At 41.7% G+C, this 18,486-nt stretch carries 14 protein-coding genes; 9 read left to right on the forward strand and 5 right to left on the reverse strand.

The window, feature by feature from the left end:
- Window positions 1-26 precede the first annotated feature (26 nt).
- The 4 genes from C4F40_RS00670 to C4F40_RS00685 all read right to left on the reverse strand — a co-directional run bounded on the left by C4F40_RS00670 (window position 27) and on the right by C4F40_RS00685 (window position 1,889).
- Complete coding sequence (locus C4F40_RS00670; RefSeq protein ID WP_196937447.1) at window positions 27-602, reverse strand: DUF4256 domain-containing protein; 576 nt, start codon at window positions 600-602, stop codon at window positions 27-29.
- 89 nt (window positions 603-691) lie between these two features.
- Complete coding sequence (locus C4F40_RS00675; protein WP_196937448.1) at window positions 692-1,087, reverse strand: DoxX family protein; 396 nt, start codon at window positions 1,085-1,087, stop codon at window positions 692-694.
- Between the two features lie 9 nt (window positions 1,088-1,096).
- Window positions 1,097-1,561, reverse strand: a complete 465-nt coding sequence (locus C4F40_RS00680) for an SRPBCC family protein (RefSeq protein ID WP_196937449.1) — start codon at window positions 1,559-1,561, stop codon at window positions 1,097-1,099.
- Window positions 1,562-1,568: 7 nt separating this feature from the next.
- A complete protein-coding gene (locus tag C4F40_RS00685) occupies window positions 1,569-1,889 on the reverse strand; it encodes an ArsR/SmtB family transcription factor (RefSeq protein WP_196937450.1) in 321 nt (106 codons plus the stop codon).
- 147 nt (window positions 1,890-2,036) lie between these two features.
- Here C4F40_RS00685 and C4F40_RS00690 point away from each other — a divergent pair, with 147 nt between their 5' ends.
- Together C4F40_RS00690 and C4F40_RS00695 are read left to right on the forward strand one after the other, a co-directional pair.
- Window positions 2,037-3,260, forward strand: a complete 1,224-nt coding sequence (locus C4F40_RS00690) for an MFS transporter (protein ID WP_196937451.1) — start codon at window positions 2,037-2,039, stop codon at window positions 3,258-3,260.
- A 72-nt stretch (window positions 3,261-3,332) separates the two neighbouring features.
- Window positions 3,333-3,785 carry a hypothetical protein gene (locus C4F40_RS00695; protein WP_196937452.1) on the forward strand — a complete coding sequence of 151 codons (453 nt, stop codon included), beginning with the start codon at window positions 3,333-3,335 and terminating at the stop codon, window positions 3,783-3,785.
- A gap of 9 nt (window positions 3,786-3,794) precedes the next feature.
- On the opposite strand, the gene C4F40_RS00700 is transcribed toward C4F40_RS00695, so the two are convergent.
- The gene (locus C4F40_RS00700; protein ID WP_196937453.1) at window positions 3,795-4,757 is read right to left on the reverse strand and encodes an isopenicillin N synthase family dioxygenase; all 963 of its coding nucleotides are present in this window, start codon (window positions 4,755-4,757) and stop codon (window positions 3,795-3,797) included.
- Between the two features lie 820 nt (window positions 4,758-5,577).
- Between C4F40_RS00700 and C4F40_RS00705 the strand changes: the two genes are divergently transcribed.
- The 7 genes from C4F40_RS00705 (at window position 5,578) to C4F40_RS00735 (ending at window position 18,481) form a co-directional block, all read left to right on the forward strand.
- Window positions 5,578-6,030, forward strand: coding sequence for a MarR family winged helix-turn-helix transcriptional regulator (locus tag C4F40_RS00705; protein WP_196937454.1), 453 nt, complete (start codon window positions 5,578-5,580; stop codon window positions 6,028-6,030).
- 35 nt (window positions 6,031-6,065) lie between these two features.
- Complete coding sequence (locus tag C4F40_RS00710; protein WP_196937455.1) at window positions 6,066-8,492, forward strand: 3-hydroxyacyl-CoA dehydrogenase/enoyl-CoA hydratase family protein; 2,427 nt, start codon at window positions 6,066-6,068, stop codon at window positions 8,490-8,492.
- A 155-nt stretch (window positions 8,493-8,647) separates the two neighbouring features.
- Window positions 8,648-8,959: a four helix bundle protein gene (locus C4F40_RS00715; RefSeq protein ID WP_231389875.1), complete on the forward strand. Its 312-nt coding sequence runs from the start codon at window positions 8,648-8,650 to the stop codon at window positions 8,957-8,959.
- Between the two features lie 93 nt (window positions 8,960-9,052).
- Window positions 9,053-10,231: an acetyl-CoA C-acyltransferase gene (locus tag C4F40_RS00720; protein ID WP_196937456.1), complete on the forward strand. Its 1,179-nt coding sequence runs from the start codon at window positions 9,053-9,055 to the stop codon at window positions 10,229-10,231.
- Window positions 10,232-10,389: 158 nt separating this feature from the next.
- Window positions 10,390-12,168 carry an acyl-CoA dehydrogenase family protein gene (locus tag C4F40_RS00725; RefSeq protein WP_196937457.1) on the forward strand — a complete coding sequence of 593 codons (1,779 nt, stop codon included), beginning with the start codon at window positions 10,390-10,392 and terminating at the stop codon, window positions 12,166-12,168.
- A gap of 437 nt (window positions 12,169-12,605) precedes the next feature.
- Entirely contained in the window at window positions 12,606-15,197 is a 2,592-nt protein-coding gene (locus tag C4F40_RS00730) for a TonB-dependent receptor (protein ID WP_196937458.1), read from the forward strand.
- 245 nt (window positions 15,198-15,442) lie between these two features.
- Window positions 15,443-18,481: a SusC/RagA family TonB-linked outer membrane protein gene (locus tag C4F40_RS00735; RefSeq protein ID WP_196937459.1), complete on the forward strand. Its 3,039-nt coding sequence runs from the start codon at window positions 15,443-15,445 to the stop codon at window positions 18,479-18,481.
- Window positions 18,482-18,486 lie beyond the last annotated feature (5 nt).

Genomic DNA, 18,486 nt, shown 5'->3' on the forward strand with positions numbered 1-18,486 from the left:
AATTTGATAAGGATTTGATGATACTATTATACTCTTAACAAGCCACGGAATCCCCTCGCTCCGTAGTAAGATTCGGCCCCGTTATGATAAATAAACACGCGACCGAAGCGCCAATCACCAAAAATTGCACCTCCGAGTTCTCTAATGTCAGCTGGAGTTGCTACCCAGCTGGATGTTTTCGTGTCAAATTTTCCTAGCTGCTGCAGTTCACGGTATTGTTCTTCCGTTAATAATTCAATACCCATCTCGGATGCCATACCAACTGCACTGTTTTTTGGTTTGTGTTCTTTCCTTGATTCCAGTGCGTCGTGATCGTAACATACACTTCTACGGCCTTTGGGACTTTCCGTTGCACAATCGCAAAAAATAAATTCATCTGTTTTTGCATCGTAACCAATTACATCCGGCTCGCCCCCTGTTTCCTCCATTTCATTAATCGACCAAAGCTTCTCGTTATTGTTTTCAAGTTTGGTTTGTATTTTACACCACTCAAGTCCCTGATGACGGTCCATATTCTTTTCAAAACGGGTGTGTAGTACCTGGAATAATTCCAATATTCGTTCTTGCGGCAGTGCTGTCCCGTTGTTTATTGTTTTTTTCATACGTATCTAGTTATTTATTCATTTGTGTCTGTTGAATCGCCAAGCTAAATTCATGCTGCTTTGGCGGTATACAGGTTAGATTTCCATGTTTAAATTCTTCTATTCGAGGGCCTATAATACCACGATATTATCGCGAGCACCAAAAGCAACGTAGATGGAAGTATGTCGGTTATGGGGTCTTTCAGCGCGATATGGGAGATTGTTGCTCCGGATGCTACAAAGAAAAAACCAGCATAAGCCCACTCTTTTAATACCCAAAATCGAGGAAGCAATATAGCAATTACGCCCAATATTTTCCAAATGCCTATTATCGTAAGCAAGTAACTCGGGTAACCTAGGTGGTTAAAGGCTCGAACCTCTTCTTCCATTTTTATCAATTGCACTATCCCGGTCGAAAGCATTCCTAAAGCCAGCCAAATAGTTGCAATCCAGTAGATGATTTTCTTAAACTTCGTCGCGCTTTTAAATTCGGTCGTTGTTATCATGGTTGTTTATTATATGTTAGTCATAATTTTTTGTAATTGATTGTGTGCCATATTGATGCCTTTTGCGAAAGGCATTTGTAGCATCAGATCTCTGTCGGCGGTCGATTTATAAATTATATGTATGGTTAATTTACTGTTTTCGTTTGTAAGTTCTGTAAATTCCAGGAACTCGAGTTGTACGGGGAACGGCGTATCCTCCATTTCAAATGTTCGGGTAATTTTCTGATTCGGTATATATTCGTGAATCACACCGTTTGCTCGAAATAGTGTATTTCCCTGTGCGTCTTTTGTTTCAAATAGGTAGGCGCCGTGGGGTTTACTTTCCAATTTAAGCACGTTGTTGCCCATCCATTGTTCTACTAGTTCGGCTTCTGTGTATGCTTTGAAAAGCAAGTTTACGGGTAATTCAAATTCTCGCGTAATGATAATTTCCTGTTTGCCGTCTTCAGCGTTTACTTTTGTTTTTAACTCCATTATACCGTTATTTAGATTTGTAATTTCTCATCACAGCTTCCAGCTTGTTGAACCGGTCATCCCACATTTGACGGAATGGCTCAACGAAATCCGCGATCTCTTTTATTTTTTTTGGATTAAGTTGATAATAGATTTCTCGGCCAGTCTGCTCTTTTTCCAGTAACTCACACTCCGTCAGAATTTGCAGGTGTTTGGAAACAGTGGGTCTTGCGGTATCAAAGTTTGATGCGATTGCTCCAGCTGTCATCGATTGGGAAGCCAGTAGCAATAATATTGCCCGTCGTGTCGGATCGGCTATGGCCTGAAATACATCTCTTCTTAAATTCATTGTGAAGTCATTTGACTACAAATTTAATCGTAGTTATTTAACTACGCAAATTTTTTTATTAATTTTTTTATCAAATTGAAAGCCTATATTTGCCCGTTAATCAGTAAGAGGGCTCCCTTCCCATAGGGAATAAATGGAATAACAGGTATGGATACACAAACGTCGACTTCTCCGGTAGTTAAAAATACAGTATACGCTATTTTATTTGCAATTAGCTTCAGTCATTTGCTTAATGATTTAATGCAGGCAGTCGTTCCGGCTATTTATCCGATGCTGAAGGAGAATTTCAAATTGAGCTTTACACAGGTGGGGTTAATTACGTTGGTATTCCAGTTGTCGGCTTCCATATTTCAACCTTTAGTGGGGTACTATACCGATAAACGCCCGAATCCGCTATCCTTAGCTATCGGTATGGGGTTTACATTGGTTGGGTTAGTCTGCATGTCAATGGCACCGAGTTATGGGTTTGTTCTGGCTTCGGTGAGCTTGATCGGGATAGGATCCTCGATCTTCCATCCGGAAGCATCGCGTGTTGCGCAGTTGGCATCGGGGGGTAAGAAAGGTTTGGCTCAGTCTATCTTTCAGGTAGGCGGGAATGCAGGGAGCGCCATTGGCCCGTTGATTGCCGCTTTGATTGTTATTCCGCACGGTCAGGCTTATGTCAGCTGGTTTGCTTTATTCGCGTTATTGGCCATCGTTGTACTAACAGCTGTAGGCAAGTGGTACAAAGCAAATATGGTCGTAAAAACAACATCAACAGGCGGCGCGGTTAAACTTGAGGTAGGGACACCGGTGTTAAGTAGGGGGAAAATTACGCTTTCGATTACTATTTTATTGATACTAATTTTTTCTAAGTATTTTTATATGGCTTCCATGACAAGCTATTTTACGTTTTATTTAATTGATAAATTTGGTCTCTCGGTTCAACAATCCCAAATCTATCTTTTTGCTTTTCTGGCGGCTGTTGCCGCAGGTACCATTCTTGGCGGGCCTTTGGGTGATAGATATGGACGCAAGCTTATTATTTGGGTTTCTATTTTAGGAGCTGCTCCTTTTACGTTGCTTTTGCCCCATATGGATCTTTTCTGGACAGTCGTGCTAGCTGTATTGATTGGTGTAATTATTTCTTCTGCTTTTTCCGCTATCTTGGTTTACGCGACCGATCTAGTTCCGGGAAAAGTCGGTATGATAGCGGGTCTCTTTTTTGGTTTTGCCTTCGGAATGGGAGGGATCGGTTCTGCGTTATTAGGCTGGTTGGCTGATCGTACGAGTATACAATACGTCTTTCAGGTCTGTGCTTATCTGCCATTGATTGGTATTATAACAGGATTATTGCCTAATATTGCAGGAAAACGGAATAAGAAGGGCTAAAGATTTGTCATCCATTTAACATAACGCTGTAATTGACTTGGCTGTTCGAGATTTTTTCTGTATTATCCAGTTATGGAATTACAAAAAAGAATAGAAGAATACAACAAGCGTTATCTGTTTTTAGATCACCCTAGGAATTTTGACTTTAGTGCCTCGCCAGAACGATTGATTTATCGTAATGAAGCGTTGAGGTTGGTTGATAGGAAGCTGTATGAAGAATATTTGCTGGCAAACTATCCTGAAACGGTAGATAATGAAATGATGGATTTCGATAACGTCGCGAAAAACCTATTGATGCTAAATAATTTTGAAGCGATGAGGTACTTTGAAAATAACGATATAGACCTCCTGCGATCCGATATCTTTATTTACGATGATGATTCTATTGTAACACCAGTCCCGATGAATGCAGCGCAGCCGATGCACGAAGCAGCGACTGCGGAAGAACTAATAGGGAATTATGCGCAATCTAAATTTGTAGTGGACAAACGCAATTTTGTATGGATTGATACTTCGTCGCTGTAAGGTGGCTGTTTACATTTTCAATCCGATCTCCCTTAGTCGCTCATCCAAATACTGTCCTGCGGTGTAATCGGCATACGTTTTTGGATATTGTTCAGAGATGCAGCTGTCCAAGCTGGTTAAACTCATGGTAGATTTCGGATGTAAAAAGAATGGTACGGAATAGCGGGATGTTGTCATCAATTCATGGGGAGGATTGACCACGCGGTGTGTCGTAGATTTGAGCTTATTGTTGGTGAGGCGTTGCAACATATCACCCACATTCACAACGATATCTTCCCCTTTGGCCTTGATAGGAAACCAGGTTCCTTCTTTAGTTAATACTTCAAGCCCGTCTGCGCTGGCACCAATTAATAAGGTGATCAAATTGATATCTTCATGTGCTCCCGCCCGTACCGCATCCGGTGAAATAGTGTCCGGATTTTCGATGGGAAAATAATGTATTGCCCGTAATATGGAGTTTCCATTGATGACGAATTTCTCAAAATAATTTTCCTCTAAATCGAGGTAGACGGCGATGGCTTTTAATAGGTTACGGCCTGCATCTTCCAGTTTTTTGTAAACCTGTGCTGTAATTTCATTGAATTGCGGCAGCTCAGCTACTTTCGGGTTATCTGGAAAGTCTGCTTTTGAATACGTTTCACCCACAATGGTTTGGCCACGTTGCCAAAATTCTTTTAGATCCGGTGTACTGGCATCTTTAGCTTTTTCGCGTCCCTTGGCTGTATATCCACGCTGTCCGGCGAGTTCCGGAAATTCATATCGGCGTTTTGCATCTTCAGGTAAATCGAAAAACGATTTAACCACTTTGTATAAGTCGTCAATAAGCTGTTGACTCAACCCGTGATTGGCGATGGTGACAAAACCCGTGTCGTTGAAGGCCTTACCGATATCCTGAGAAAATTGTTTACGTTGCGCCGCAGATCCTTGTGTATAGTTCAAAAGGTCTAATCGGGGTATGTTTACGAGTGCCATATTTAACAAGTTGTTTGATGCAAAGTTAATGGAATATTATCGTCTGGAAAATTTTTGTAACGGGAATATGAAGGGGTAATGTTTGAAATTGTAAATTTAAGGAACGTATTTTTTAAACAAATTTCTTCTACTGATTCTAGATTGTATTTGCATGCATTGCTTTCCATATTTTTCTATTTGTCGCTCAAGCCGCGACTGGCTCGTCCTTTTGTCTTGTCAAAAGGACGCAAAACCGTGTCGCTGTACCCATTTGCCACAGTGGCTAGTGCCTCCTCCTGCTATTGGCAAATGGCTAAGGCGACATTGCCGTGCGCGTAAGGGTAGTGCGTTTATTATTAATATTGAGCTTATACTTCTGCTGAATTGAAAAAAGCGGCCTTAGCGGATTTGGACGTGGAGGCAGCAGATGATGTGCTGCAGAAGCGTACAGCTAGCATTTAACCAAGCAGATCTCAGCCTTTGCTGTGGCACAGAGCGCTGGAGGCCTAAGAGCTGCGCATTGCATCATCGCGTCGCCGAAACGACAAATACGGTACAGCCTTGTCTTTTTTGCTTCGTTTTTGTGACAAGACAAAAATGAAGGCCCTGTCGTGGCAACGACGGATAGGTAATGTGAGGGGCAAAAAAAACTGAAAAAAATACCTTCGTTTTAACCCGACAATAAATCTAAAAGCGCTTTCTAGATCCATCCATCACGACTTGAAGCCATCAAACAGCTAGAGGTCATTAAGAATAGATTAAAAAAATAGTAAACTATTTGAAATATCAAATCTAAGTAGTAAATTTGATATGCTTGCATAACAAAAGAACAGGCCCAAGTATGAACCAAGAGAACACAATAGATTATTTTTTAAAAACTGCCTGGCAGACCGTTGCGAATAAGTACAATTTTATTGCGACGCAGTATGGTTTTACACAGGCTGCCGGTTATATTTTAATAAATATTCATAAAGAAGGAACTCCGGTTTCCCAAATTGCAAATTCGACCGGTGTTAAAACCACATCGCTATCTCGGGTGTTAAATAATTTAGAGACATTGGGATTTATTTACCGAGAGACCAGCGATGTCGATAAACGTTCCGTGAAAGTTTATTTGACGGAGCTAGGCAAAGAAAAGCGACGGATTGCAAAGGACGTCGTCCGTGAATTCAATGAATATTTGGAATCTCAGCTACCTGAAAACGAGCGGGAGCAACTCGTTAGAACGCTAGCTAAAATTAATGAATTAGCGAGTGCCTATACACCTGGATTGCGCTTGGAATCTTTAGAATAATGGGTACCGTATGTTAAAGAAAAAAATATAGACAGATGAACAGAAATATAAAAAAAATCGCTGTTTTAGGGTCGGGTGTAATGGGGTCGCGCATTGCGTGCCACTTCGCGAATATCGGTGTGGAAGTATTGCTATTGGATATCGTACCAAATGCTTTGTTACCTGCTGAGGAAGCGAAGGGGCTTACGTTAGATAGCAAGATCGTGCGAAACCGTATTGTCAATCAATCGCTGGAGACGGCGGTGAAATCAAATCCTTCACCCCTTTTTAGCAAATCTTATGTAAAACGGATTAAGACCGGGAATTTTGATGACGACCTGAAACAGATCGCGCAAGTGGATTGGATAATAGAGGTAGTTGTTGAGCGACTGGACGTTAAAAAATCTGTATTCGAGCGGGTAGAACAATTCCGAAAGCCGGGCACATTGATCACCTCTAACACATCGGGTATTCCAATCCATTTGATGACGGAGGAGCGTTCGGAAGATTTCAAGGCACATTTCTGCGGTACACACTTTTTTAATCCTCCCCGGTATTTACAGCTATTGGAAATTATTCCGACTTCCCATACCCATAAAGATGTCGTTACGTTTTTAGTTGAATTTGGTGACAAGATGTTGGGTAAGACAGTTGTGCTATGTAAAGACACACCTGCATTTATCGGTAATCGCATTGGCGTGTATTCTATGTTAGCACTGACGCACTTAGTCGAAAAGCTAGATCTTTCTGTTGAAGAAGTTGACAAATACACCGGACCTGCTATGGGACATCCAAAGTCCGCAACATTCCGTACGGCCGATGTAGTCGGCTTAGATACCCTTGTAAATGTAGCAAAAGGATTGGAAGAAAATGCGCCAGATGATGAGGCAAAAGGTGTATTCCAACTACCTGCTTTTATTACCAAAATGGTCGAAAATAAATGGTTGGGTGAGAAAACAAAAAAGGGATTTTATGAAAAAGTAAAAGATAACAAGGGCGGTTCGGACATCCTTTCGCTTAATCTAAAAACCATGACCTTTGGTCCCCAGGAAAAGGTGAAATCATCAACTTTGGAAGCAACCAAACCGGTCGAAGATATCCGCAAGCGAATGAAGGTTTACGAGCAAGGCACAGACAAAGCTGCTGAGCTGTTCCGGGCCATGCATTATCCGCTATTTGAATACGTATCCAAGCGTGTGCCTGAAATTACCGATGATTTCTTTCGCATCGATGACGCGATGCGTGCCGGCTTTGGGTGGGAAATTGGGCCATTTGAAGTATGGGATGCCTTAGGCGTACGCGAAACCATCGAAAAAATAAAAACGGAAGAGAAGCGCCTTCCCGGACAAGCCGGTGAGGTGGCTCAATGGGTACATGATATGCTGGCTGCGGGAAATGAATCTTTCTATAAAATAGAAAACGGTATACGTCACTTTTATGATATTGCATCTAAGTCATATAAACCTATTCCCGGAACGGAAGAACTGATTGTACTTGATCACATCCGTGACACGAAAACGATCTGGAAAAATTCTGGCGTATCCATTATTGATCTTGGGGATGGTATCATCAACTGCGAGTTCCATACTAAGATGAATACCATCGGAGGAGATGTAATAGAGGGACTCAATAAAGCGATCGATTTGGCAGAAAAAGAGTATAGAGGCCTGATAATTTCTAATGACGGGAAAAACTTCTCAGCAGGTGCTAATATCGGAATGATTTTCATGATGGCCGTGGAGCAGGATTACGAAGAACTGAATATGGCGGTCCGGATGTTTCAAAATACGGCGATGCGTATTCGATATTCCTCTATTCCGGTGGTAGCGGCACCGTTTCAGCTCACATTAGGAGGGGGCTGTGAATTTTCGATGCATGCTGATTTTGTACAATTGCATGCTGAAACGTATATGGGACTTGTCGAATTCGGTGTTGGCGTGATTCCGGGCGGCGGCGGTTCCAAAGAATTTGCGTTACGTGCGTCTGACGAATACAGAGAGGACCAGATCGTTCAAAATACATTAAAAGATCGCTTCTTGACCATTGGGCAGGCCAAAGTATCTACTTCGGCGGTGGAAGCCTTTGAATTAGGCTATTTGCAGCAAGGTAAATATGCAGTGACAATGAATAGGGCTCGATTACTTGCGGATGCGAAAACGAAGGCATTGGAGTTGGCAGCAGATGGATATATTCAACCGGCTCCGCGCGATGATATTAAAGTATTGGGGAATCAAGGCTTGGGTATTGTATATGTTGGGGCAGCGTCGATGCACGCGGGTAATTACATCTCTGAGCATGATAAGAAAATTTCAGAAAAATTAGGTTGGGTAATGTGTGGTGGAAATCTTTCAGCACCAACAGAAGTTTCCGAACAATACTTGTTGGATCTTGAGCGGAAAGCGTTTCTAGAACTTTGTGCTGAGCGCAAAACACTGGAGCGTATTCAGCACATGCTGACCAAGGGGAAACCGCTTAGAAATTAGTATTAAGTATAGGGTACAAAGTATTGAGTACCCTGCCTCTGTATAAATGAATACTTAATACTCACTACTTAATACTCACTACTTAATACTCAGTACTTAATACTCAATACGTATAAGATGCATAGATTTAAAGAATTAAAAGTTGGCAAAAATCAATGGATTTAACGGAAAAGCTATATAAGGAGACGGAAGGATTACCTGATACAGAAAAATTCGGTTTGTTCGTGCAAACCCGTAAATGTGCTGTTTCCATTCCATCGAATATTGCGGAAGGGGCAGGTAGAAACACCAAAGGTGAATTTATTAATTTTTTAGGTATCGCGAGCGGTTCGGCCTCCGAATTGCAAACCCAAATAGAGTTGTGCAGACGGTTTAATTATGTAGATTTCGATACAGCGAAACAATTGGATGATACTATTGAAGAAGTTCAAAAGATGATTTATAATTTAATTAAGTCTTTAAGATAATCAGTAGCGAATACGAATATGGAGTGCATTTTGTACTCAATACTTGGTACTCAATACCTAATACTCAATACCTAATACTCAATACTAAAAACAATGGAAGCATACATAGTAGCAGGATATCGCACAGCAGTAGGAAAAGCGCCCCGTGGCGGATTTCGGTTTATGCGTGCAGACGACTTGGCCGCCGATGTGATTAAGCATCTGGTCGCTTCAGTTCCAAATTTAAATAAAGAAGAAATCGACGATGTCATCGTTGGTAATGCTATGCCAGAGGCAGAGCAAGGATTGAATGTAGGACGGCTTATCTCTTTAATGGGATTACAGACCGACAAAGTACCAGGGGTTACAGTTAATAGATACTGTGCCTCCGGATTGGAGACTATTGCTACAGCCGTAGCAAAGATTAAATCCGGAATGGCGGATTGTATCATTGCGGGAGGAGTAGAAGTGATGTCGGGGATGCCTTTTGGGGGATGGAAAATTGTGCCTAATCCCGGCGTCTCAAAAGATCACCCCGATTGGTATTGGGGAATGGGAATTACAGCCGAAGCTGTTGCGAAAGAGTTCAATGTCTCACGTGAGGATCAGGATGCTTTTGCATTGAAATCACATCAAAAGGCGATTGCAGCAATAAAGAATGGAAACCTTAGCGATGGCGTAGTGCCTATCACCGTACGGGAAAACTATCTTAAAGATGGTAAGACGATGTCGACGCGTGAATACATTGTAGATACAGATGAAGGTCCGCGTGTGGATTCATCGTTGGAAACGTTGGCAAAATTGCGCCCTGTTTTTGCCGCAGACGGTGTAGTGACGGCGGGTAATTCGTCACAAACCTCGGATGGTGCAGCTTTTGTTTTAGTGATGTCGGAAGAGAAAATGAAGGCATTAAATCTACAACCTATTGCGAGATTAGTGAGCTATGCCGTTGCAGGTGTGCCTCCACGTATTATGGGAATTGGTCCGATAGCAGCAATTCCAAAAGCTTTAGCAATGGCAGGATTAAAAAAGGAAGATATTGATCTTTTCGAATTAAATGAAGCGTTTGCATCTCAATCCCTGGCGGTGATTCGAGAATTGGGTTTGGATGAAGAAAAAATCAATGTAAATGGAGGCGCAATTGCCTTAGGTCATCCATTGGGATGTACGGGAGCAAAGCTGACTGTCCAGATTTTGAATGAACTTAAGCGCCGAAATAAAAAGTATGGTATGGTCACCATGTGTGTAGGCACGGGACAGGGCGCTGCGGGGATATTTGAAATGATTGATTAGATCGGAGATTTGAGATGTTAGATTTGAGATTTTGTATATCTAAATTTAGATCTCAAAGCTATTAAAATCAACATTCTCTATTGCAAAGTTTATTAATTTAGATTCGATGTGGGCAAGAGAAAAGAATCTCGTATCTCACATCCTTAATCAACAAAACAATGAAAGAAACAATCAAAGGTGGTGAATTTGTCATTAAAGAAACCGCATATACCGATATTTTTATACCCGAGGAATTTGATGAAGAGGCACGGATGATCCGTCAGACGTGTTTGGACTTTCTCGATACCGAAGTGTTGAATAAGCTCGACCGTATTGATGGACAGGAAGAAGGATTAATGACCAATTTGCTTGATAAAGCGGGAGAGCTAGGAATGTTGGGCGTTTCGATACCAGAACAGTATGGCGGCTTTGGTAAGAATTTCAATACGTCCATGTTGGTGACAGATGCAGTAGGCGGCGGGTATTCCTTTGCGGTAGCCTTATCTGCCCATACCGGTATAGGTACATTGCCTATTTTATATTACGGCAATGAAGAACAAAAAGCGAAATATATTCCCAAATTAACTACGGGAGAATGGAAGGCGGCGTATTGTTTGACGGAGCCTAACTCCGGATCAGATGCAAATTCTGGCCGAACCTCCGCCAAACTCAACGCGGAAGGAACACACTATTTGATCAACGGTCAAAAAATGTGGATTACGAATGGAGGTTTTGCAGATATATTTATTGTATTTGCTAAGATTGATGACGATAAGAACTTAAGTGCATTTATTGTAGAAAGAGATTTCGGAGGCATAACGATGAACCCAGAAGAACATAAGCTGGGCATTAAGGGCTCTTCCACACGTCAGGTTTTCTTTAACGACTGTCCAGTTCCGAAAGAGAACTTGCTTTCCGATCGTGAAAATGGTTTCAAGATCGCCGTAAATATCCTAAATATCGGACGGATTAAATTAGGTGCTGCTACCATTGGCTCTTCAAGAACCATATTGACCCAGTCTATTAAATATGCGAATGAGCGGGTGCAATTTAATCTTCCTATTTCAAAATTTGGCGCAATTCGATACAAATTAGCGGAGATGGCAACGCGGCTGTTTGCCGTCGAGTCGGCAGCTTATCGCGCTGGACAAAATATCGACGACGCCTATGAGGCGTTGATTGGCGGAGGCATGGATGAGGGGAGAGCTAAATTGAAATCTGTAGAACAATTCGCTATTGAATGCGCAATTATCAAAGTATGGTGCTCTGAGGTGTTGGATTATGTGGTAGATGAAGGTGTGCAAATCTATGGAGGCATGGGATATTCGGCAGAAGCACCGATGGAGAGGGCTTATCGGGATTCCCGTATCAACCGTATCTTTGAAGGTACGAATGAGGTGAACCGCTTGCTGGTAGTAGATATGCTGCTGAAGCGGGCGATGAAAGGGGAGCTGGACCTGATGGGACCTGCACAAGCAGTAGCAGGGGAGTTGGTGTCTATTCCTGATTTCGGCGAGGAAGACGAGACACAATTCGCAGCGGAGAAGAAAGTTGTTGCGAACTTGAAAAAAGCAGGACTACTCGTTGCTGGCGCTGCGGTTCAAAAGCTGATGATGTCGCTTTCTAAAGAACAGGAGATCTTGATGAATATTGCCGACGTGATTGGCTATGTATATGTAGCTGAGTCGGTATTACTCCGTGCAGAGAAATTGTACCACTCAAAAGGAGATGAAGCTTCAGCGTTGACTACAGATATGGCCCGGATCTATTTATATTCGGCCGTTGATAAAGTAAATATCGCGGCCAAAGAAGCACTATATTCTTTTGGAGAAGGCGATGAATTAAATATGATGTTGGTTGGATTGCGTCGTTTTACCAAGGTAAAACCGTTTAATGTGAAAGACGCTCGGCAACGGATTGCGCGTAAACTAATTGAAGAGAATAAGTACTGCTTTTAGTATTTTTAGGTTGATTATGGAAGCCTGCAACGAAAGTTGCGGGCTTTTTTATTGGTCTTAAAAAATAATTTAAATTAAATCTATGGATTTAGTAGTCTATTTAAAAATATTTATATATTTGCATCATAATTGTTAACAATTGTGTTGACAAGGAAAGTTTACAATCGTTTAAATCATTTATTATCAATTAGAATGGAACAATTTTACAATGCCCTTTTTTTTAAACCATTTGATGGCTTAAGTTCAGATAATCTCGATTGCTTATCACTCCGAATGCGAATGTGTTGCTAATTCTTTCAGGGGCTGTCCAAAAAGGTCTTATATATTTTCCTTTTGTCATCCCGATTTTGGAGGGATCTAAAAACATTCAAATTTAGAATTCTCTCTTTTCATTAACAGCAAAACGTGTTCAATAGTCAACAAATAACTTAAGAATTATGAAAAAAGAACTTATCTTTCGCCTACATATAATTATCAGTGCTTTTGTACTGACGGTCTCTTCTGTCCATGCACAGAATGAACCAAAACCAATTATTAATGCTTCGTTAGCAGGTACGGTCATCGATGCAATTACAAAAGAACCGATTTCAGGGGTAACAGTACAATTGGAAGCGGTAACGCATCAAGTAAAAACAGATCGCGATGGGAAGTTTCAATTCGTGACCGGGCAGAAACTACCTTTCACTGTAAATGTCTCATACATAGGGTATGCGAGTCGAAAAGTAGTCGTTGAGACCTCGCCTACCGTAATAGAGTTGACGCCCAGTTCCACCGCTTTGGAACAGGTCTTGGTAACATCACGGAGAAGGACTGAACAGATCCAGGACATCCCAATTCCGGTATCGATCGTTAGGGCAAGTACGATAGAAGACGCAGGAGCATTTAATGTAGCCCGAATCAAAGAAGTAGTGCCAACGGTACAGCTTTATTCTTCCAATCCGCGTAACACGACTTTGAATATCAGAGGATTAGGTTCTACTTACGGTTTAACCAACGATGGGATTGATCCTGGGGTCGGTTTTTATTTAGATGGAGTTTATTTGGCACGGCCCGCAGCAACTGCATTGGATTTTATTGACGTTGAGCAAATAGAGGTACTACGCGGCCCACAGGGAACATTATTTGGCAAGAATACCACATCAGGCGCATTTAATATTACTTCGCGCCAGCCCGAATTTACGCCAAGTGCAAATTTTGAGCTGAGCTACGGTAACTACGGCTATATACAGGCTAAAACCTCATTAACTGGCCCGTTGGTCAAAGATAAATTAGCTGCCCGCGTTTCTTTTTCAGGAACACAACGTGATGGAACATTATATAACGTCTATTCGGATCGGCAGATCAATGATATCAATAATCTAGGTGTTAGAGGACAATTGTTATTCACACCAAACGAGAATTTGAAGATATTATTGGCAGGGGATGTTACGGCACAGCGCCCAGACGGTTATGGGTGGGGTATCGCCGGTGTAGTCGAAAATCAACGTTCAGAATATAGGCAGTTTAATAGCATCATCAAGGATCTCGGATATGAAATCCCCTACCAAAGTGCGTTTGAAAGAAAGGTCGATCTCGACACGCGCTCCAAGGCAGATAATGAATTAGGTGGGGCATCATTAAATGTGGACTATAAAATCGGAAACGGCACCTTGACGTCTACATCTGCATGGAGATATTGGAACTGGGTTCCGTTGAATGATAGGGATTACCTCGGTGTGCCGGCCTACACCATCTCTGCAGGTAATTCAGTTCACGATCAATGGTCGCAAGAATTCCGTTATTCGGGAAATATCAGTGAAAAGGTAAGTGGTGTTATAGGCGTGTTCGGATTGTGGCAGGATTTGAAAACAGATCCGGTACACACTGAGGAAGCCGGTGATGCCCTGTGGCGCTTTCAACAAAATAATGCGACCGCTACGCAATGGGGCCCGGGTTTAATAGACCGGGTTGGTATTCGTACAAATTATGGTATCAAGAGTACCAGTTTGGCCGTATTCTCTCAGGTAGATTGGGCGATAACCGATAAATTGCATGTGTTGCCGGGTGTACGATATAACTATGATAAAAAAGTGGCTAACTACGACCGGACGAAATACATCGATAACAATATTGAATACACCCCTGAGCAATTTGCAGCAGTAAATAGCATTTATTCCGATCAGACTTTTGATGTGAATGCAGATGCTGGAAACTTGTCAGGTCAGTTGTCTTTACAATATAAGTTTACACCAGATTACAATGCTTATGCTACCTATTCGAATAGCTACAAGCCAATAGGGATTAATGTCGGTGGACTACCTGTTATAGATGGGCAGGTAGCAACGGATTTAGCCGAGGTAAAACCGGAGTCCGTAAATCACGTGGAATTTGGCGTAAAAACTAACCCGAGTAGGAATTCGTTTCTAAACCTTACCGTATATCAAACTAATATCACAGATTATCAAACACAGGTTCAAACACCAGATCCCGGTGTAAACAGAGGATATTTGGCGAATGCAGAAGAAGTTCGGGTACAAGGATTTGAGTTAGATGGATCTATCCGACCTTGGAAGTTCCTTCGGTTGAATGGTGCTTTGGCTTATACTGATGGGAAATATGAGAAGTTTACGAATGCACCTGTTCCGTTGGAAGAAGTGGGCGGCGCACAGGCTTTTAAAGATATTTCAGGAGGTGAATTGCCTGGGATTTCGAAGTGGTCTTGGACGCTGGCCGCAGAATTAACAACAAAAGGAAATTTTCTGAACTTACAAGGGAATTACTTCTTGGGTACGGATCTTTTTTACCGTTCAAAATTTTCTTCTAGTGCTTCACCATCGCAGTACCTAAATATAGATGCTTATACGTTGTTGAATGCGCGTGTTGGTTTTAGAGCGACAAATGGTCTAGCTGTAATTGCGTGGAGTCGCAATTTAACGAACAAAGATTATTATGAACAACTGCTCGCGGCACCGGGGAACTTTGGTCAATATGCTGGCGTAGTTGGCGATCCACAAACTTATGGTCTTACGTTGCGCTATAATCTTAAATAACAATATAACTGAAATAAATATGAACAGCATTAAAATTAGAATAGAAAGGGTGTTTCAGAAATCAATAGATATTACCAATACCTATTGCCTTTCCCTTCGAATGCGAATGTGTCGCTAAATCTCTCTCTCCCTTAATATAGCAACAGAAAGGGAAGCCTAGGCTTCCCTCATCTGTTCAATAATGAAACAAGTAATCAATTGGCGTTGGCACTTGCAAGTATTCACTATCAAAACTTTTTAAAAATATGAAAAAATACGGAGTATTCCGCTATTCACTTTCTCTGTTCTTCTTTTTGATTACAGCTACTCTAGCTAAATCACAACAAACGCAACCGATCATTAATGCGGCATTGACGGGGAAAATTATTGATGCGGTCAGTAAAGAGGCGGTCGAAGGCGTCACCGTTCAACTGGATGCCGTAACACACAGTGTTAAGACCGATCGTCGCGGTAACTTCCAATTCGTAACAGGTCAAAAATTGCCTTTTAAATTAAAAGTTTCGTTTGTCGGTTACGAAACACAGACATTGGTAATCTCTACGTCACCTACTTTGATAGAACTTGTTCCAAAGCATTCTGATTTGGACGAGGTTGTGGTTGTCGGGTATGCTACTATCGGTAAGAAAAATCTAATTGGAGCGGTAGATCGGGTTTCTCAACAAGAGGTTAGAGATATCCCTACGGGAAGTTTTGATGCCCAACTGCAAGGTAAAGTTGCCGGTTTGCAAATTGCTGCAAGTACAGGTGTAGCTGGGGAAGCGTTGCATGTTCGCTTAAGAGGTGCAACATCAATTAATGCAAATAACAATCCATTGTATGTAATAGACGGAGTGTTTCTTAATTCAGAAAGTCTCCAGACGATCAATACGGGTGGCAAGGCCACGTCTCCTATTGCGGATCTGAATCCTTCAGATATCGAATATGTTGAGGTACTCAAAGATGCGGAAGCAACTGCATTATACGGATCAAGAGGGGCCAATGGGGTGATTTTAATCACCACGAAGCGTGGGAAAAATTCGCAATCGGCGAAGGTTGATGTTAATCTATACTCGGGCAGAGGTAAGGCGGTAAGGTTATGGGAGCTCACCACAGGGTCTGAACACGCCGAATTGGTCAACGAATATTTTAGAAATATAGGCCAAGCGGAACCGTTTAGACCGAAAGATGTTATTATTAGCGGGGTTGCTGGAAGAGGTTTACCGTCCGAACAGCAGACTTATGATAGACTTTCGGAAGCATTCAGGACTGCAGGTGTGTATAATGCCGACCTATCTGTATATGGTGGTAGTGATAATACGTCGTATTATTTAAGTGCTGGATACAATAAGCAAGAAGCTATTTTAAATCCGATATCATTCGATCGTGCAAGTTTTAGGTTTAATTTAGATCAAAAGATCAATGATAAGCTAAAGATTGGTTCGAGCAACGGTATCTCACGCACGGGTAGAAACCAAGCACGTGCTGGGGACGGACCTCGAGGAGGTCTTTTACAAACCGCTTTGCATACGCCGACTTATCTATCGCCATACAATGAAAATGGCGTTTTAGTTGGGCGTGCCGGGTTCGATAATTTAACCTTGCTTTTGGATAACTACGATATCGGTTCTACTAGTCTACGTTATATCGGGAATATATATGGTGAATATCAATTCTCTCCGTCTTTAAAATTTCGTTCCACATTTAGTGTAGATTACAATCAGTATGATGAACGTGAACATTGGAGCAACTTGCTGATCGAAGGTAGTCCGAATGGATTGGCAACTTCAGCGATTTCTCAATCCACTACCTGGATTAATGAACAGACCTTAACTTATCGAAAAAAATGGGCCAATCGCCACACCTTTGGCGTACTCTTGGGAAATACGTTGCAAGGGAGTTATTTTTCATTGGTATCGGCAGAAGGCCGAGGATTTGCAACAAATGACTTTACATTGATCAGTGCTGCCGCCACGAGGACGAGTAATGAAGATTGGGACCAGTATAAATTGGCTTCTTTTTTCGGACGACTTGATTACGCGTTTGATGATAAATACCTAATTGACTTTTCGTTAAGATCAGATGGTTCCTCTAAATTTAATAATGGCTATCAATGGGGGTATTTTCCTGCTGTTGGTTTAGCCTGGCGTTTAAGCAAAGAAAATTTTTTGAGTGATGTTACTTTTCTGGATGATTTGAAGTTAAAAACGAGCTATGGTTTGACAGGAAATCAAAGTGTTAACTCGTTTGCCTCTAGACAACTATGGTCTGGAGTGGGAACTTCCTATCAAGGCGTGGCCGGAATCGTTCCTGAACAACTAGCTAATCAGCAACTTAGTTGGGAAACTACATCTCAATTCAATATAGGATTAGATGCTGAAGTATTAAATCATAGGTTAACGACCTCATTGAGCTATTACCATAAGTACACGAAGGATGGTTTGCTCACCGAAGTGTTGCCTGGTACTACTGGTTTCAGCAGTTTTACCAACAATGCGGTGGAAATTAGCAATAAAGGATTTGAATTGAGTATAAACTCGGTTAATCTCCAGCGTAAATTTTTCTCTTGGAATACTTCATTTAATATTGCTCGAAACGTCAACAACATAGAGAAATTGGCAACGCCTCAGAACTATGGTAGCAGAAACCTTATTCAATTTAAAGAAGGGCATCCGATGTATTCATTCTGGGTATATAATCAGTTGTATGTCGATCCAGAAACAGGAGATGCTGTATATGAAGATGTCAATGGAGACGGCCGAATAACGACAGACGACAGAAAAATCTTAGGCAGTATCTGGCCAAAGTACTTCGGAGGCTTAACTAATAATTTTACCTACAAAAGTTTTGACGTTGGCACATTTTTTACCTTCTCAGTGGGTAATAAAATCTACAATCATAATAAATTTTTTGGTGAGGGGGGCGGAGCTAGAGACGCAGCAAGGATTATTTTTCAATCTAATCTAGATCGTTGGCAAAATCCGGGAGATATCACTGATGTTCCCCGTTCGGACGGAGTGAATAACAATAACTACAAAGATGGAGGAGGGCGCTGGCTTGAAGATGGATCTTATTTGAGATTCAGAACGTTGAGTGTGGGATACAATTTTAGTGCACAGCGTTTAGGAAAATTGCCTATCTCTAAATTCAGGATATACCTACAGGCAACTAATTTATTCACCATCACGAACTACACAGGCCTCGACCCTGAATCTGCTTCAAGTAGTGAGGCCAACCAACAAGGTATCGATTTGGGCACACCGCCCCAGCCCAGAAGTTTTCAATTGGGTGTTAACTTAACTTTATAAAAAAG

The organism is Sphingobacterium pedocola, assembly GCF_015209965.1.
GTDB lineage: Bacteria > Bacteroidota > Bacteroidia > Sphingobacteriales > Sphingobacteriaceae > Sphingobacterium > Sphingobacterium pedocola.

Coding starts and splice junctions, on each gene's coding strand:
- C4F40_RS00670 (WP_196937447.1), bottom strand. CDS start 602: ATGAAAAAAACAATAAACAACGGGACAGCACTGCCGCAAGAACGAATA.
- C4F40_RS00675 (WP_196937448.1), bottom strand. CDS start 1,087: ATGATAACAACGACCGAATTTAAAAGCGCGACGAAGTTTAAGAAAATC.
- C4F40_RS00680 (WP_196937449.1), bottom strand. CDS start 1,561: ATGGAGTTAAAAACAAAAGTAAACGCTGAAGACGGCAAACAGGAAATT.
- C4F40_RS00685 (WP_196937450.1), bottom strand. CDS start 1,889: ATGAATTTAAGAAGAGATGTATTTCAGGCCATAGCCGATCCGACACGA.
- C4F40_RS00690 (WP_196937451.1), top strand. CDS start 2,037: ATGGATACACAAACGTCGACTTCTCCGGTAGTTAAAAATACAGTATAC.
- C4F40_RS00695 (WP_196937452.1), top strand. CDS start 3,333: ATGGAATTACAAAAAAGAATAGAAGAATACAACAAGCGTTATCTGTTT.
- C4F40_RS00700 (WP_196937453.1), bottom strand. CDS start 4,757: ATGGCACTCGTAAACATACCCCGATTAGACCTTTTGAACTATACACAA.
- C4F40_RS00705 (WP_196937454.1), top strand. CDS start 5,578: ATGAACCAAGAGAACACAATAGATTATTTTTTAAAAACTGCCTGGCAG.
- C4F40_RS00710 (WP_196937455.1), top strand. CDS start 6,066: ATGAACAGAAATATAAAAAAAATCGCTGTTTTAGGGTCGGGTGTAATG.
- C4F40_RS00715 (WP_231389875.1), top strand. CDS start 8,648: ATGGATTTAACGGAAAAGCTATATAAGGAGACGGAAGGATTACCTGAT.
- C4F40_RS00720 (WP_196937456.1), top strand. CDS start 9,053: ATGGAAGCATACATAGTAGCAGGATATCGCACAGCAGTAGGAAAAGCG.
- C4F40_RS00725 (WP_196937457.1), top strand. CDS start 10,390: ATGAAAGAAACAATCAAAGGTGGTGAATTTGTCATTAAAGAAACCGCA.
- C4F40_RS00730 (WP_196937458.1), top strand. CDS start 12,606: ATGAAAAAAGAACTTATCTTTCGCCTACATATAATTATCAGTGCTTTT.
- C4F40_RS00735 (WP_196937459.1), top strand. CDS start 15,443: ATGAAAAAATACGGAGTATTCCGCTATTCACTTTCTCTGTTCTTCTTT.